Origin of the sequence: Actinoplanes octamycinicus, assembly GCF_014205225.1 — a bacterium.
Lineage (GTDB): Bacteria > Actinomycetota > Actinomycetes > Mycobacteriales > Micromonosporaceae > Actinoplanes > Actinoplanes octamycinicus.
Genome location: NZ_JACHNB010000001.1, coordinates 6520192 through 6535273, shown reverse-complemented (window position 1 = coordinate 6535273; position 15082 = coordinate 6520192). Strand labels below are relative to the sequence as shown.

Genomic DNA, 15082 nt, shown 5'->3' with positions numbered 1-15082 from the left:
CGATGCGGCGGAGGGATGAAGAGGCGTACATGAGCGGGCGTCCGGTGTGGCTTCTCGACGTGGACGGGGTGGTCAACGCCTACTACGCGGGCTGGCGGCGGGAACCGCATGTCGTGCAGGTGTGGTCGGCGGCCGATCAATACTCCTATCGGATCCGGTGGGAGCCTCGTGTCGTCGACGCGATCAACCGCATCCACCACGATCGGCTCGCTGAGGTGCGGTGGTGCAGCACCTGGTGCACCGACATCCAGAACCTTCAGGACGCGCTGGCAGCCGGGCCGTTCCGGACCGCGTTCCCGGCGCGGGCGAACGATCTGAGCTGGGCCGAGATGAAGGCGCGCGCCGCGCTGGAGGTGCTGGGCAGCGGACGGCCGCTGGTGTGGACGGACGACGAGGAGATCGGCGCGGCGCGCGAGCGGCACCCGCGGCTCGGCGACGCGGAGCGGGACGGGCGGGCGCTGCTGGTCGCGCCCAGCGGCAGTTGCGGGCTCCGGCCCAGGGACATCAGGCGGATAGCGGCGTTCCTCGGCGCGGTTTAATGCTGACGAGGAACGTTCAGCAATGTGCGAGAGTATTCGCCATGAGCGCTACGGCAGCGGGCCCGGGACGGCCGCGTGACCCGGAGGTGGACCGCCGGATCAGCCAGGCCGCCCTGGACGTGTTCGGGGACGGCGGGTGGGCCGGGTTCGCGATGGAGACGGTCGCGCGCCGCGCCGGGATCGGGAAGGCCACCCTCTACCTGCGCTGGACCAGCAAGGAGGAGCTGCTCACCGACGCGCTGACCGGCAGGCTGGCCACGGTCAGCGATGTCGACACCGGCACGCTCCGCGGCGACCTGGTGCAGCTGGCGACCCAGATCATCGAGATCTACACCGGGCCGGCCGGGCGGGCGGCGCTGCGGCTGAACCTGGAGGCGGCGAGCATTCCGGGCGTCGCCGAGCACTACGTGCAGCTGCGCAATTCGCAGATCGAGGCGGCCCGGGCCATCGTGCGCCGCGGCATCGACCGGGGCGAGCTGCCGGCCGCGACCTCGGTCACCCTGCTGCTCAACACCCTGCTCGGCGGGGCGATGATGCACGCGCTGACCACCCCGCCGGAGCGGCGCGCCGCGCTGGCCGCCGAGGCCGCCGGGCACGCCCGGCAGCTGGTCGACTTCCTGCTGCACGCGGTGGTCGCCCCCGATCCGCGGGCCCGCGTGACGCCGCTGTTCCGCCCGCCGGTCTGACCCCGAGATCAAGACCGATTTCCGGTACGACCGCAGCGGCCCACCACCGGCCACGTCAGTCCGGAGTGCCCGCCACGAGACATCGGCCATACGCGACATCGGCCGTGGGCAACCCTGGGCGGGTGCTCCGGCCGTACCGCAAACCGGTCTTGATCTGGGGTTTTCAGGGGACGACCGTGACCGGCCAGCGGCCGCAACGGACCAGGCGCTGGGCGACCGAGCCGGCGATCCGGTGCAGCAGGCTCTCCGAGCGGCCGACGATGACCGCGTCCGCCCAGGTCTCGTTGGCGGCCTGGCACAGCTCGGTGAACGGGTCGCCCTGCCGCACGACGATCTCCATGTCGACGCCGGACCGGGTCCGCTCGCGCCGCAGCGTGTCGTGGAACTCGGTGACCACCTCGTCCTGCGAGGCGACGACCGACGCGGCGGCCGCACCGGACGTGTCGGCCATCGACACCATGCTGCTCGGCAGCGGGCGGACATAGACGCCGATCAGCCTGGCGCCCTCTCGCCCGGCCAGGCCGACGGCGTAGGCGGCGGCCCGCCGGGAGGACTCGGAGCCGTCGATGCCGACAACCATCACTCGCTGACGCACAGCAGCCACCTCCGACGCGCCGCCACCATACTGAACGCCAACCGTTCACTTAACTACGACTGTAGGTCGACGGAGATGATTCGGCAACGAAGGAATCAGCCGCGACGCTGCTCGTGGGCGGCGGCCAGGATCAGATAGCTGCTCGCGGTCCAGGTGTAGGCGCGGTCGCGCAGGCCGGCGCCGGTCCGGGCGTCGAAGTTCTCCGCGAAGCCGGACCGCTCGCAGAGGGCCCGGAAACGCCGGCTGATCTCGTCGGCCAAGCCGGTCTGCCCGGCCCGGCGCAGGCCGTCCTCGATCAGGACGGTGGACGGCGCCCAGATCGGGCCCTGCCAGTACCCGTCGGCGGCGTAGTCGGCGGAGGTCACCGGTTCGGTCGCCGGGCCGTGCGGAGTCAGGTGCCGCTCGATGCCGCGGGCGAGCGCCGCCGCGATCGGGGCCGGCAGGTCGTCACCCAGCACGATCGGCATCAGGTCGAGCAGGCTGGTGCTCGGGCGGCGCCGGCCGGAGAACGCGCCGCGGGCCTCGAACCGTTCGCCGGTCCACAGCTCGTCCAGCATGGCGTCGCGGATCCGGTCGGCGATCGGCGTCCACCCGGCGCCGGTCTCGCCCAGTTCGGTGGCCAGCTCGGCCAGGCAGCGCAGCTGCAGGATCAGGAAGGCGGCGAGGTCCGCGCTCTCGACGACCCGCTCGCCGTCGAACGTGGTGGCGTTGTCCCAGCCGCTGTCGTTGCCGTGCTGGTAGTGCGGCAGCTCGTGGCCGGGCGCCCGCCGGAAGTCCAGCCAGAAGCGGGTCCAGGCGGCCAGCCGCCGATAGATGGTCGCCGGGTCGAGGCGGGAGATCGGCGGTCCGAGCCGCCGCAGCCGCTGCCAGGCCCACCCGTGGATCGGTGGTTTGACGAAGTTGTGCAGCACCTCGGCGTGAGTGACCGAGTCCGGGAGCGCGCCGCTGTCGTCCTGGTGGTCGAACGGCAGCAGGAACTGGTGCCGGGCCAGCTCGGGCTCGCCGGCGGCCAGGGCCAGGGCGTTGAAGCAGTGATCCCAGCTCCACACCTTGTTCATCCAGTGCTTGGACATCAGCACGGCCGGGCGGGTGACGAAGCCGGCCGGGTCGACGGTGGCCGACCAGAGCACCGAGGCGGCGCGCTCGGCGGCCGGTGTCGCGGGGGATCGCCACGGCGCGACCGCGTCGGCGAACGCCGCGAAGGTGGCCCGGGCCGTGTCGTGCAACCGGTCGAAGGGCGCCGCGCCGCGGTAGGGACGGCGGGCGGTGCCGAACTCCTCGATCGCCAGCTCCCAGTCCCGGTCGGCGGGCAGGTCGAGGAACCGCTCGGCGGTGCCGAGGGCTTCCGCGCCGCGGGCCGAGGCCAGTTCCCCGGCGACCACCGTGACGCGGTACCGGCGGCCGGTCTCGTAGGAGGTGAACACGTGCGAGCCGTCGACCGGATCGCGGTAGAGGTAGGTGCCGCTGAACGGGGTGAGCGTGCCGGCGGCCGCGGCGATCCGGAGGCCGAGCCGGTGGCCGCGCAGGCGTACCGTGTCCGGGTCCTGATAGACCAGGTCGATCCGCCCGTCGCCGCGCTGCCAGCTGAGCAGCGCCGGCGTGGCGGTGACGGCGGCGCCGGGCACGGTGAACCGCAGGATCGCGTGCATGCCGTGCCGGTGCGAGACCAGGTGCAGGTCGTCGGCCCAGGTGTTCTCGGCCACCACCGGCGAGATGCCGAACCACGAGCCGCGGTGACTGAACGGGATGTCCATGGGGTTCCTCTCGTGCCCGTTCGGGGAAAATCCACTCCGGTCATGGCGATCAACAAGCATGGCTGGGAAACTCCCTCTTCGTGTCCCTCCCCCGCGCCGACCACCTCAAGGATGTCCTTCTCGAGATCGTCTCGCGGGCGGGCGAGGATCCGGACGCCGTTCTCGGGGCCGAGGCCTTCGCCGCCGTGGCCGAGCTGGCCGAGCACGCCGACCACGACGTCGACGCGGCCTATCTGCTGGGCGCCTGGCACTGGGTGCGCGGTCCGCTCGTCGGCGACGACGAGCGGGCGCGGGAGGTGCAGGCCGCGCTGATCTGGTGGGAGAAATGCTTTCTCGCGTACGTGGACGAGCTGCCCGGCGTCCTCGTGCCGGCGCTGGCCCGGGTCGCACCGCGGATCGGCGACACGCCTGAGGAGTGGAGCCTGGAGGCGACCGTTCTGCTCGACTCGTCGGCCGCCGCGGAGTGCCGTGAGGTGCTGGACCGGGCGGTCGACCTGATGGAGGCTGCGGTGGCCGAGGCGCCGGCCGGCTTCCCGGACCGGGCCGGACTGCTGTCCAACCTCGGGCTGGCGCGGCACGCCCGCTACGAGCGGACCGGTGACCCCGGCGATCTGGACGAGGCGCTGCGCGTGCATCGGGAGGCGGTCGCCCGGACGCCCGGGAACGCGCTCTTCCACGCCAATCTGGCGTCGGCGGTGCTCAGCCGGTTCGGCCGTACCGGCGCGCGCGCCGACCTGGACGAGGCGATCGACCTGAGCCGCCGCGCGGTCAGCCTGGCCGACCCGGACGATCCGGACCGCTCCGGATTCCTCTCCAATGTCGGCGGCGCGCTGCGGCAGCGGTTCGAGGCGTTCGGCGACGACACCGACCTGGACGAGGCGCTGCGGATCCTCCGCTGGGCGCTGGACGCCGTCCCGGACGACCACCCGGACCGCGGCCGCCGGGTGGAGTGCCTGGCCAACGCGGTGCACGCCCGGTTCGAACGGTACGGCGACGACGCCGACCTGGACGAGTTCGTGGCGCTGGCCCGGACCGGCGCGCCCGACCTGCTCGCCGCCGCGCTGGTCGAGCGATTCGAGCGGACCGGCGACATCGCCGACCTGGACGAAGCGGTCGACCTGCACCGGGACGACCTGGCGTCGCTGCCGGACGACCACCCCGACCTGCTCGACGCCCGGCACAACCTGGCCGTGGTCCTCACCATCCGATCCGGCCACACCGGCAGCGGCGTCGACCTGGACGCGGCCATCGACCTGCTGCGGCAGGTGCTCGCCATGCCACCGGCACGGACCCAGGCGCGGGCGTGGTCGCAGCTCTGCGTCGCCCTGCGCGCCCGCTTCGAACGGACCGGCGATCCGGCCGACCTGGACGAGGCCATCGCCGCCGGGCGGCGCGCACCGCGCGGCACGGCCAGCCGGGCGAACCTGGGCTCGGCGCTCTGGACCCGTTTCGAGCACGGCGGCGATCCGGACGACCTGGAGGAGGCGCTGCGCCACCTGCGCGCGGCCCGGGACGCCCTGCCGGCCGACCATCCCGACCGCCGGCAGGTGCTGACGAACCTGGCGATCGTCGGCCGGGCCTGGCACGAGGCCACCGGCGACGAACCCGCCCTGCACGAGGCGATCGAGGCCGCGACCACCGCCCTGGACGGGCTGCCCGCCGGCCATCCGGACCGCGGCGGCTACCTCGGCAACCTCGGCCTGGCGCTGCGCGCGCTGGCCGGCGGCCGGCCGGGCCCGGCTCGCGACCGGGCCCTGGACGTGCTGCGGGAGGCGACGCTGGCCCCCGGGATCGCGCCGTCGCTCGGCACCCAGATGGGCCACTCGTGGGCCCGGCTGGCCGCCGAGGCGGGCCGCCCGGACGAGGCCGCCCGCGCCTGGGCGACGGTCTTCGCCCGGCTCCCGGAAGTCACCGACCACGGCCTCGGCCGCGCCGACCGGCAGCACCACCTGAGCCTGGTCGGCAACCTCGGCGCCGAGGCCGCGGTCACCGCGCTCACCCTCGGCGACGCCGAGCAGGCCTGGGCCTGGCTGGAGCAGGGCCGGGGCGTGCTGCTCGGACAGTCCCTGGAGGGCCGCGCCGGCCTCGGCGAGCTGCGTCGCGTCCGTCCCGACCTGGCCGACCGGGTGGTCGAGGCCCGGGCCGCGCTGGACGCCGACCCGACCCCGGACGCGGCCGGGGTGCGCAGCCGCCGGCAGATCACCGACCGGGCCGCGCAGGCCGCCGGCTGGCAGCGCCTGCTCGACGAGATCCGCCGGGTGCCGGGCCTCGACCGGTTCGGGCTGCCGCCCAGCCCGGCCGAGCTGCGCCGGGCGGCCCGCGGCGGCACGGTGGTCGCGGTGCTCGCCAGCGACGAGGGCTGCCACGCGCTGACCATGACCGGGCGCGGACCGGGTACGGTGCCGCTGCCGCACCTGACCTACGACGACGCGATCGAGGGCGCGAACCTGCTGCGCAAGGCGATCGCGGCGGGCGAGTCGGACACGGTCCGCGACGTGCTCGGCTGGCTGTGGGACACGGTGACCGGCCCGATCCTGGAGCACCTCGGGCACACCGCGCCACCCGGGCCGGACGGACGATGGCCCCGGGTGTGGTGGATCCCCACCGGGCCGTTCGCCGCGCTGCCGCTGCACGCCGCCGGCCGGGAGACCGGCGTGCTCGACCTGGTGATCTCGTCGTACGCGCCGACCGCCCGGATCCTCGACCACGCCGCCCGTCCCGGCCGGGACCGGCACGACAGCCGGATCCTGGCGATCGGGGTCGGCGCGGCAGCCGGCATGGAGGCACTGCCCTGGGCGCGCGGCGAAGCCGAGGAGGCCGCGGCACTGCTCGGCGGTGACGCCGTGCTGCTGCGGGACGAGCAGGCCACCCGCGACGCCGTACGCGAATGGCTGCCCCGCGCCCGATGGGTGCACTTGGCCTGCCACGCCACCACCGCGACCGACCCGGCGGCCGGCTACCTCGCGCTGCACGACGGGCCGCTGACCGCCCGCGAGCTGACCGGCCTCGACCTGAGCCGCGGCCACCTCGCCTACCTGTCGGCGTGCATGACCGCGGACGCCGGGGCCCGCGTCCCGGACGAGTCGATCCACATCGCCTCGGCCCTGCAACTGGCCGGCTTCACCCACGTGATCGGCACGCTGTGGCCGGTCCAGGACCGGGTCTCGTGGCGGTTGAGCCAGGCGGTCTACGGCCACCTGGCGCGGGGCGCGGATCCGGCGACGGCAGTGCACCTGGCGGTCCGCGCGCTGCGCGAGCGACGCCGCCAGTATCCGGACCGGTGGGCCGCTCACCTGCACTTCGGTCCCTGATGGACGCCGAGGGGTGGGCGTCGCCGGGCTCCTGAGCGTCAGGCGTCGGCGGCCGGGCCGGTCAGCCTCTCGATCGGGAAGAAGGACCGCCGGTCCGGGTCCCGGGTGCGGCTGGTGAGTTCCTCGGCGGGCTCGCCGCCGTCCAGAACGGCATCCACGTAGGCGACCGCCTCCGCGATCGAGAACTGCGGAGCCGTCCGGCGCAGCAGGCGCAGCGCGGCAAGGCGGCCCTCGCGCCGAGCGACGTCACGGATCGCGTCCAGCAACGGGTCCGGCGGGGCGATCCCCTGGACCTGCTCCCGGTACAGCTCGGGCCACGCCTCGCCGATGAACGTGGTGACCGGGATGTGGTGGATGCTGCCGTCGCTCCGGTCGACGAGATAGGGGCCCTGACCGATCAGGCACGCGCCGAATTCCCGGGTGCGGGCGTACTCGGCGGAGTTCCAGTAGACCAGCCAGCCCAGGGCGTGTTCCTCCACGTCGACGACGGCCAGCTCGGGCAGGGTCGGCTGCTCCTGCCGCTCCCGGACGAGGTGGGCTTCGACCAGCTCCACGGCACGCGCCTTCGTGATCACGACACGCATGATCCGGCAGATCCGGGCCTTCGGACCAGCGCTTTACCCGCGCGGATCAGTCGATGCGCAGCGAGCGGATGGAGTTGCCGATGGTGAAGCGCTCGATCGCCGAGACCGCGGTGGTCGGGTCGTCGGCGGCGCCGACCGCGAGCAGGAGCGGGACGTAGTGGTCGGCGGTCGGGTGGGCGACGTCGGCGCCGGGTGCCTTGGCGCGGTAGTCGGCCAGCGCGTCGACGTCGCCGCGCACGACCGCGTCGACGGCCCACTCGTCGAACGCCGCGGTGTGCCCGGCCAGGCGCGGATCGCGCATCGCGGCGAAGCTGTGCGTCATGAAGCCGGAGCCGATGACCAGGATCCCCTCCTGGCGCAGCACCCGCAGACGCTGCCCGAGCGCCAGCAGCGCCTCCGGCTCGAGGCTCGGCATGGACAGCTGCACGACCGGCACGTCGGCGGCCGGGTACATCGCCATCAGCGGGATGAACGCGCCGTGGTCGAGGCCGCGGTCGACGTACTGATGAACCGGCCCGTCGCCGGGGAGCACGCCGGCGACCCGGCGGGCCAGGTCGGTGGCGTCCGGGGTGGCATAGGGCAGGGTGTAGTAGCGCGGGTGGAAGCCGCCGAAGTCGTAGTGGAGCGGGGTGCCGGCGGCGGAGGCGGACAGGGCGGCCGGCGCGCTCTCCCAGTGGGCCGAGACGACGACGATGGCCCGGGGCTTGGGCATCGACTGCCCCCAGGTGTAAAGGTCGTCCAGCCATCGCGGGTCGTCCAGGGTCGGTGGCGCGCCGTGGCTGACGAAGAGGGCGGGCAAGGCACCGTCGGCCGGCGTCCACCGCTGCTGGGATCGCGCCTGCGGCAGCACCCGGGCCAGCAGCGCGTCATAGGCACCGGCCGGGGTGTCGGGGCGGAACGGGTCCATGGTCTCACCTCAGTGTCGGGCTGCTCGCGGCGGCTTCATGACTTCAAGCCTTAAGTGACGGTAGCTCGACTTTAGTTGAATCCGCAAGTAAGTCGGCGACCCGGCGGAGGCCGTGCACCGCGCGGCGCGGGCGCTGCGGGACCGGTATCCGCAGCGCCCGGCCGGTGGGCCGCGCACCGGCACGCCGGCCCGTGACTTCCAGGGTCACCGGTCGCCGGGGACCAGGACCACCTTGCCGGACACCCGCGGGGCGCCGGCCGCGCGGCCGACGATCCGGTGGGCCCGGGCCGCCTCGTGCAGCGGCAGCACCGCGCCGACCCGGGCGACCAGCTCCCCCGCGGCGAGACGGGCGACCAGCCCGGCCAACTGCTCCCGGTCGTACGAAACCGCAAGCACCTCGGGGGTGATCCCGCGCTCCCCGGTGAACGGGCCGCCCGGCACCCAGAACTCCGGGACCACGGTCAGATAGCGGCCGCCGTCGCGGACCCGGTCGAACGCGGCCCGCGCCACCGCCCCGCCGGCCACGTCGACGGCGGCGTCCACCGGGCCGGGCTCCGTCACCGGCACGACGGTGATGCCCCGTTCCGTGGCGAGCTGCGCCAGCAGGCTGCCGATCGCGCCGCCCGGTCCGTTGATCAGCAGCGTCTTCGCCTCGCCGACCGCGTCGAGCAGTTGCGCCGCGGTCAGTCCGGCCAGCGGCAGCGGCGCCGCGGCGACCGGGTCCACCGCCGGAGGCAGCGGCACGACCAGCTCGGCGGGCAGCGTCACGAATTCGGCGTACCCGCCGGCCTGGGTGGCCTTGTGCGCGGTGAACGCCAGCACCGGCTCCCCGGTCGCCGCGTCGGTGCCGGCCACGTCGTAGCCGGGCACCAGCGGGAACCGCACCGGCTCGTCCCACGGGTAGGTCCCGGCGACCATGCCCACGTCCGCCGGGTTGACCGCCGCGGCCGCCACCCGGACCAGCACCTCGCCCGCGCCGGCCGCGCGGACCGGCACGCGCAGCGGCCGCGGCTCCTCGCCGAACCGGGTGACGCCGACCGCGACCATCTCTTCGTTCGTCATGCCCGCAACGCTAGGAATCCGGGCTCCCGGCCGCCTTGACCCAGATCAACGCGACCGGGAGACGCCGGTCACCCGCAGTTGCCCCAGCTGGTCCGGCCGTTGGTGAACCACTGGGTGCCGTACATGACCTCGCCGCTGTACTTGACGCACTTGTCGACGGCGGAGCGGTCGACGGCGGCGTAGTACTTGTAATTGTCCGACTGGACGACCCAGCTGCTGCCCTCGACCTGCAGCAGCGCCGCGACGCCGCTGCCGGAGCCGACGCTGATGGCCTTCAGGGTCACCACGCAGTTGTGGCCGTTCGCGCCGTTGTACATCAGGTAGACGTCGCCGACCTTGGTGCCGCCCGCGTAGATCGTCCGGTGCCCGTCCGAGGCGTAGGCCCACGACCCGCCGAAGTCGTTGGTGCAGGCCTGCGCCGCGGTGAACGGGTTGGCAGCCGCTCGGGCCGGCGCCGCCAGCCCGAGCACCGCCATGGTCGCCGCGAGAGTCGTGATCGTCAGCCGCCGCACCGGCGGGGAGAAGGTATCGCTCATGGCACCACGATCGCCGCGGGCATCGGCGCGGAACAATGCGAAAGATCGCACCGACGGTTAAGCCACCGGTTATCGTTGCCGCTCGGCGTCACCGCAGGGCGTGCCGGATACGGCTCAGCGCCTCCGGGGACACCCCGACGTACGCCGCGATCTGTTTCTGCGTGAGCCGGGCCGCGAGCCCCGGCTGGTCCTGGAGGAACCCCTGATATCGGGCCGTCGCGTCCAGGGTGAGCAGATCCGCCTGACGCCGCTCCTCGTCCAGGAAGAGCCGCCGCGTCATCGCCGTCAGCATCTCCTGCCAGGCCGGATGCCCCGCACACAGCCGATCGAACGCGGCCCGGCCGGCGGTGAGCAGCGCACAGTCCTCCACCGCGTCGATGGCGACCTGTGACGGCCCGCCGCGCAACACCGCCGCATAGGAACAGACGAGATCGCCTTCGGCGCGGAAGCCTTTGGTACGGCCGGCCGCACCCGGATACGTCATCCGGGTCAGCCCGCGCACCACGAAGGACAGGTCGGCCGACGGCTCCCCGGCCCGCTGCAGCACCGTGCCGGCGGCAACGAACCGGGGCCGGAACACCGCCCGGGCCCGCGCCATCTCGGCGTCCGGGATCGGCGCCCACCGCCGCAGCCCGGCCGCCAGCGCCGCATAGGAGTCCCGCACGAGCCGATGCTAGTCCTCGACGTACTTCTTGAGGGTCTCCCACATCCGCTGATCGGAGATCTCGGTGTACGCCTGGTCGTTCTCGTCGACGAAGATGGCGATGAATCCGCACTCCTTGTCGTCGCCGGTCACCTTGGCCTGGGCCAGCCGGTTGCGGGTGGCCACCTCGTAGAGCGTGACGCTGAAGACGGCCTCCTTCATGGTCACGTCGGACGGTGGCTTGTCGACGTGACAGGTGTTCACCTTCGGCCCGGTCGCGACCTGGTCGGCGCACGCCACCAGCTGCACCTTCGCCGGGTCGGTGGGCCGCCACGCGTCCTTGGCGCCCGGCCAGGCGCCGTCCGGCACCTGGAACGACGGCGTCGCCGTCCAGTGGTCGAAGAGCAACCGGTTGCGTTTCGCGGTGACGATCGGGTGCGGGGCCAGGCCGGTGTAGCGCGGGGCGTCCGGGTAGTAGAAGCCGTCGCAGACCCGGGTGAGGTCGTCGATCTCGCGGAGCGGCGCGGTGCTCTTGCGGGAGCCCTTGGTGGCGACGCCGCGCACCTTCGAGGCGCCGTCGCGGGGGCCGGCGGACGTGGTGCCGGCCGGGGTGGCCGGCTTGTCGTCGCCGGAGTCGTCGCGGGCCAGGTCCATCAGGGCCGGGCCGCCGAACATGCAGACGGCGATCAGCAGGATCGGGGCGAGGATCAGGCGCAGCGCGAACTTGCCCTTGGACTGGATGAAGGGCTGCGGCTGCGGCGGGTAGGGGTAGGGCTGGCCGGGATACGGGACGCCGGCCCCCGCGGCCGGCGGCGGGAAACCGGGCGGTGCGAAACCGGGCGGGACCGGGCCGGGCGGCGGGAAGCCGGGCGGGACGTAGCCCGTCGGGTCCGGGCCGTACCGGTTCGGGCCGCGGGTGCTCGCCAGGCAGAGCAGGACCAGCAGGACGAAGCCGCCGACCAGCGGGATCAGGGCGAGCAGCAGGTTCGCTCCGGACCGGTCGGTGTCGTGCAGACGCCGGACGGTCGCGGCCCAGCTGGGCAGGACGGTGCCGATCGCGTACAGGAAATAGATCCCGGTGAAGGCCGGGCCGATCGACGGCGCGCGGTCGTCCACCACGATCGCCAGGCCGATCAGGAAGATGCTGATCAGCCCGTCGACCAGCCGGAACGACCAGTATTCGGCGCGCCGCGCGCGCCCGTTGAAGTTCGCGTAGTCGCGTAGTGCGGTCAGGTACCCATTCATCCAAACTCCTCGACGGCCCGCCAGCCTAGGGTGTCGAGGTTCATCGATGCGTGTCGCCGTGGCCCGCCGACGCGAGCCACCCGATCAGCGGGAGGTGGCGAGCACCCAGCGGCCACGACCGAGCCGCTTCGCCTCGTACATCGCCTGGTCGGCGGTCCGGACCAGGTCGTCGCCGGCGGCCTCGCCGCGGCCGTAGGCGGCGATGCCGACGCTCGCGCCCACGTCCAGGGTGGCGCTGCCGAACCGGATCGGCCGGGCCACGTCGCCGACGATCCGCTCCGCGAGCCGGATCGCGTCCGGCTCCGGCAGGCCCGGGCAGAGCAGCACGAACTCGTCGCCGCCGAGCCGGACCACCAGGTCGGTGCCGCGGACCGCGCCGGACAGCCGCTCCGCGACCGTGGTCAGCACCAGGTCGCCGGCCTCGTGCCCGTGCCGGTCGTTGACCGCCTTGAAGCCGTCCAGGTCCAGGTAGAGCACGGCGACCGGGCCGGACCCGACCCGGTCCAGTTCGGCGGTGAGCACGGTCCGGTTGGCCAGCCCGGTCAGCGGGTCGCGGCGCGCCTGGTCGGCCAGCTGGGCCTGGGCCTTCTCCTGCTCGCGGACCGCGATGGTGAACCGGCTGAGCACGAACGCGGTGCTCAGCGCGGTGGCGCCGAGTGCGATGACAGCGTTCTGGTCGAGGCCGGACTGCACCACGCTCAACGTCGGCGCGGTCAGGAAGGCCAGGCCGAGGAAGAGCACCCGGGACGGGTGCAGCACGTTCACCTGCTGGCCGGGGCGGGTCAGCTCGGACCGGTCACGGTGCAGGCAGGCGGCGGTGACCAGCGCGTTGCCCAGCATGATCAGCGGGCCGATCTTGGAGACCAGCGCGTAGTCGACGAAGAACGGCAGCACGTTGTAGGCGACGTCGATGCTCAGGTACAGCGTGATCGCGGCGAGCAGCAGGCGGGTCGGGGCCCGGCGGTCGCCGGGTGACAGCGCGATGAACAGGACCGCGGTCAGCAGCATCGTGGAGGCGACCGGGTAGAGCGCGGGCACCACCGTCTCGGCGACCGAGTACCCGTCGTCCAGGATCGGCGCGATCAGGAACTGCCAGCTGGCCAGCGCGGCGGCGACGGCCAGGGTGAGCCCGTCGAGCACCGCGGCGCGCATCCGGCCCGGCGCGCGGCGGGCGGCCATCCGGGTCAGCGCCACCGCCATCAGCGGGTACCCGGCGAGCCAGCACGCGTCGGCCACCCCGACCGGCGGCACGCTGGACAGGTAGTAGTAGACGATCTCGATCACGTCGCCGGTCAGCCACAGCGTCTGGGCGGCGGCGAAGAGCGCCCACAGCCGGCGCTGTGTCCCGCGCTCGGTGCGGGCGACCGCTCGCCACGCCACCGCGCACAGCACCACGTAGGTGGCGAAGTAGAGCACGTTGCCCAGCGTCGTGTCATAGGTGATGACCGACGCCGCGACCGCCACCAGTACGCCGCTCAAGAACAGCCAGACCCTGCCTGTCGCCATGGCGGGAACGGTCGGCAGGCGGCCCGCCGACCTTTGCGGAGTTCCGGGTGACCCACGCCACCCCTGCGCTGAGACATCCATCGTTCGTAATATGTCGGGGACGAGGGAGGCAGCGATGCGTGCCGTGGAAGTCACCGCCCTGGGTGGGCCGGAAGTCCTGCGTCTGGTCGAGCGGCCCGATCCGGAGCCCGGCCCCGGGCAGGTGCTGGTCCGGATCCGCGCCGCCTGCGTGAACCCGGCCGACATCGCCGCGCGCGTCGGACAGATCCCGGGCGGCCCGGTGCCACCGCCGTTCCTGCCCGGCTGGGACATCGCCGGCGAGGTGGCCGCGGTCGGCGAGCACGTCTCCGGCCTGACCCCCGGTGACGCGGTGGCCGGGATGATCCCGTGGTTCCTGACCCGGGGCACCCCGGGCGGTTACGCGGAGCTGGTCGCGGCCGACGCCGACTGGCTGGTGCCGGTGCCGGCCGGTCTCGATCCGGTGGTCGCCGCGACGGTGCCGCTGAACGGGCTGACCGCGCACCGGGTGCTGGAGATCATGGCGCTGCCCGGGCCGGCCACGATGCTGGTCACCGGCGCGAGCGGCGGGGTCGGCGGGTTCACCGCCCAGCTGGCCGCGCAGGCCGGGCACACCGTGATCGCCACCGCCACGCACGACGACGAGGAGTGGGTCCGCGGGCTGGGCGTGCACACCGTGCTCCCCCGCTCGTCGAAGCTCGACATCTAGCCGGTGCCCGCGGTGCTCGACGCCGTACCGATCGGTGAACCGGCCGCCGCGGCGGTCGCCGCGGGCGGCATCCTGGTGACGACGCGTCCGACGCCGCCGATCGATCCGGCCCGGCGGGTGCGTCAGGAGACAGTTCTGGTACGCCCGAATCGTCTCGCCCTGCACGACCTCGTCGAGGCCGTGGCCGACGGCCGTCTGCGCACCCGGGTCGCCGCCACCTTCCCGCTCGCCGAGGCCGCCGAAGCGCACCGGCGCGCCGAGTCCGCCGGCCTGCGCGGCAAGATCGTGCTGGTCGCGTAGCCGTTCTTCCTTGACCTCGGCGTCCGACCGGCTAAGCTGTCTTTCAACTATATGGTTGAAAGGATGGTCCGATGACACTCTCCGACCTGTCGCCCGCCGAGCGGCACCGCCGGATCGCCGACGGTTTCACCGCTCGGGTGCGAGGCGCCGAGCACTGGGATGATCCGGCCCCGGTGGCCGGCTGGACCGCCCGGGACGTGGTGCGTCACCTGGTCGAGTGGCTGCCCGCACTGCTGGAGTCCAGCGCCGGGGTGAAGCTGCCGGCCGGCCCGAGCGTGGACGAGGACCCGGTCGCGGCCTGGCAGCACCACCACACCGCCGTGCAGGCGCTGCTCGACGACCCGGCGACCGCCGACCGCAAGCTGGACAACCCGCACATCGGCCGCCTGCCGCTGGACCGGGCGATCGACCAGTTCTACACCTCGGACGTCTTCATGCACACCTGGGACCTGGCCCGCGCCACCGGCCAGGACGACCGCCTCGACCCGGACTACTGCGCGACGATGCTGGCCGGCATGGAGCCGGCCGACGAGATGCTGCGCGCCTCGGGGCAGTATGGTCCGCGGGTCCAGGTTCCGGACGACGCCGACGTCCAGGCGAAGCTGATCGCCTTCATCGGCCGCGACCCGTACTGGACGCCGGCCTGACCGGCGCCGGTCCCCACCGGCCGCGGCCACCGCGATTCCC

At 73.6% G+C, this 15082-nt stretch carries 15 protein-coding genes; 6 read left to right on the top strand and 9 right to left on the bottom strand.

Annotated elements, in window-relative coordinates:
- Positions 1–29: 29 nt before the first annotated feature.
- Complete coding sequence (locus tag BJY16_RS29000) at positions 30–539, top strand: hypothetical protein (protein ID WP_185042725.1); 510 nt, start codon at positions 30–32, stop codon at positions 537–539.
- Between the two features lie 41 nt (positions 540–580).
- Entirely contained in the window at positions 581–1225 is a 645-nt protein-coding gene (locus BJY16_RS28995; RefSeq protein ID WP_185042724.1) for a TetR/AcrR family transcriptional regulator, read from the top strand.
- 163 nt (positions 1226–1388) lie between these two features.
- On the opposite strand, the gene BJY16_RS28990 is transcribed toward BJY16_RS28995, so the two are convergent.
- Together BJY16_RS28990 and BJY16_RS28985 are read right to left on the bottom strand one after the other, a co-directional pair.
- Positions 1389–1820, bottom strand: a complete 432-nt coding sequence (locus BJY16_RS28990; protein WP_203759243.1) for a universal stress protein — start codon at positions 1818–1820, stop codon at positions 1389–1391.
- A 95-nt stretch (positions 1821–1915) separates the two neighbouring features.
- On the bottom strand, positions 1916–3574 hold the full coding sequence (locus tag BJY16_RS28985; protein WP_185042723.1) for an amylo-alpha-1,6-glucosidase: 1659 nt from the start codon (positions 3572–3574) through the stop codon (positions 1916–1918).
- Between the two features lie 80 nt (positions 3575–3654).
- Between BJY16_RS28985 and BJY16_RS48645 the strand changes: the two genes are divergently transcribed.
- Complete coding sequence (locus BJY16_RS48645; RefSeq protein WP_185042722.1) at positions 3655–6885, top strand: CHAT domain-containing protein; 3231 nt, start codon at positions 3655–3657, stop codon at positions 6883–6885.
- Positions 6886–6923: 38 nt separating this feature from the next.
- On the opposite strand, the gene BJY16_RS28975 is transcribed toward BJY16_RS48645, so the two are convergent.
- The 7 genes from BJY16_RS28975 to BJY16_RS28945 all read right to left on the bottom strand — a co-directional run bounded on the left by BJY16_RS28975 (position 6924) and on the right by BJY16_RS28945 (position 13368).
- Complete coding sequence (locus BJY16_RS28975) at positions 6924–7460, bottom strand: YrhB domain-containing protein (protein WP_185042721.1); 537 nt, start codon at positions 7458–7460, stop codon at positions 6924–6926.
- Between the two features lie 55 nt (positions 7461–7515).
- The gene (locus tag BJY16_RS28970; protein ID WP_185042720.1) at positions 7516–8376 is read right to left on the bottom strand and encodes a DODA-type extradiol aromatic ring-opening family dioxygenase; all 861 of its coding nucleotides are present in this window, start codon (positions 8374–8376) and stop codon (positions 7516–7518) included.
- A gap of 204 nt (positions 8377–8580) precedes the next feature.
- On the bottom strand, positions 8581–9438 hold the full coding sequence (locus BJY16_RS28965; protein ID WP_185042719.1) for an alcohol dehydrogenase catalytic domain-containing protein: 858 nt from the start codon (positions 9436–9438) through the stop codon (positions 8581–8583).
- Between the two features lie 68 nt (positions 9439–9506).
- The gene (locus BJY16_RS28960) at positions 9507–9974 is read right to left on the bottom strand and encodes a hypothetical protein (protein WP_185042718.1); all 468 of its coding nucleotides are present in this window, start codon (positions 9972–9974) and stop codon (positions 9507–9509) included.
- Between the two features lie 88 nt (positions 9975–10062).
- The gene (locus tag BJY16_RS28955) at positions 10063–10638 is read right to left on the bottom strand and encodes a Crp/Fnr family transcriptional regulator (RefSeq protein WP_185042717.1); all 576 of its coding nucleotides are present in this window, start codon (positions 10636–10638) and stop codon (positions 10063–10065) included.
- A gap of 9 nt (positions 10639–10647) precedes the next feature.
- Complete coding sequence (locus BJY16_RS46615) at positions 10648–11862, bottom strand: DUF805 domain-containing protein (protein WP_203759245.1); 1215 nt, start codon at positions 11860–11862, stop codon at positions 10648–10650.
- Positions 11863–11946: 84 nt separating this feature from the next.
- Complete coding sequence (locus tag BJY16_RS28945; protein WP_185042716.1) at positions 11947–13368, bottom strand: GGDEF domain-containing protein; 1422 nt, start codon at positions 13366–13368, stop codon at positions 11947–11949.
- Between the two features lie 115 nt (positions 13369–13483).
- Here BJY16_RS28945 and BJY16_RS28940 point away from each other — a divergent pair, with 115 nt between their 5' ends.
- The 3 genes from BJY16_RS28940 (at position 13484) to BJY16_RS28935 (ending at position 15042) form a co-directional block, all read left to right on the top strand.
- Complete coding sequence (locus BJY16_RS28940) at positions 13484–14095, top strand: quinone oxidoreductase family protein (protein ID WP_239177917.1); 612 nt, start codon at positions 13484–13486, stop codon at positions 14093–14095.
- Between the two features lie 3 nt (positions 14096–14098).
- Positions 14099–14395 carry a zinc-binding dehydrogenase gene (locus tag BJY16_RS47610; RefSeq protein ID WP_311775335.1) on the top strand — a complete coding sequence of 99 codons (297 nt, stop codon included), beginning with the start codon at positions 14099–14101 and terminating at the stop codon, positions 14393–14395.
- 71 nt (positions 14396–14466) lie between these two features.
- On the top strand, positions 14467–15042 hold the full coding sequence (locus BJY16_RS28935; RefSeq protein ID WP_185042715.1) for a TIGR03086 family metal-binding protein: 576 nt from the start codon (positions 14467–14469) through the stop codon (positions 15040–15042).
- Positions 15043–15082: the final 40 nt, after the last annotated feature.

What these genes read in the sequence shown, in the direction of transcription:
- BJY16_RS28960 (WP_185042718.1), bottom strand. Translation starts at nt 9,974, where the DNA reads ATGAGCGATACCTTCTCCCCGCCGGTGCGGCGGCTGACGATCACGACT.
- BJY16_RS29000 (WP_185042725.1), top strand. Translation starts at nt 30, where the DNA reads ATGAGCGGGCGTCCGGTGTGGCTTCTCGACGTGGACGGGGTGGTCAAC.
- BJY16_RS28970 (WP_185042720.1), bottom strand. Translation starts at nt 8,376, where the DNA reads ATGGACCCGTTCCGCCCCGACACCCCGGCCGGTGCCTATGACGCGCTG.
- BJY16_RS28995 (WP_185042724.1), top strand. Translation starts at nt 581, where the DNA reads ATGAGCGCTACGGCAGCGGGCCCGGGACGGCCGCGTGACCCGGAGGTG.
- BJY16_RS28940 (WP_239177917.1), top strand. Translation starts at nt 13,484, where the DNA reads ATGCGTGCCGTGGAAGTCACCGCCCTGGGTGGGCCGGAAGTCCTGCGT.
- BJY16_RS46615 (WP_203759245.1), bottom strand. Translation starts at nt 11,862, where the DNA reads ATGAATGGGTACCTGACCGCACTACGCGACTACGCGAACTTCAACGGG.
- BJY16_RS28935 (WP_185042715.1), top strand. Translation starts at nt 14,467, where the DNA reads ATGACACTCTCCGACCTGTCGCCCGCCGAGCGGCACCGCCGGATCGCC.
- BJY16_RS28945 (WP_185042716.1), bottom strand. Translation starts at nt 13,368, where the DNA reads ATGGCGACAGGCAGGGTCTGGCTGTTCTTGAGCGGCGTACTGGTGGCG.
- BJY16_RS28985 (WP_185042723.1), bottom strand. Translation starts at nt 3,574, where the DNA reads ATGGACATCCCGTTCAGTCACCGCGGCTCGTGGTTCGGCATCTCGCCG.
- BJY16_RS28965 (WP_185042719.1), bottom strand. Translation starts at nt 9,438, where the DNA reads ATGACGAACGAAGAGATGGTCGCGGTCGGCGTCACCCGGTTCGGCGAG.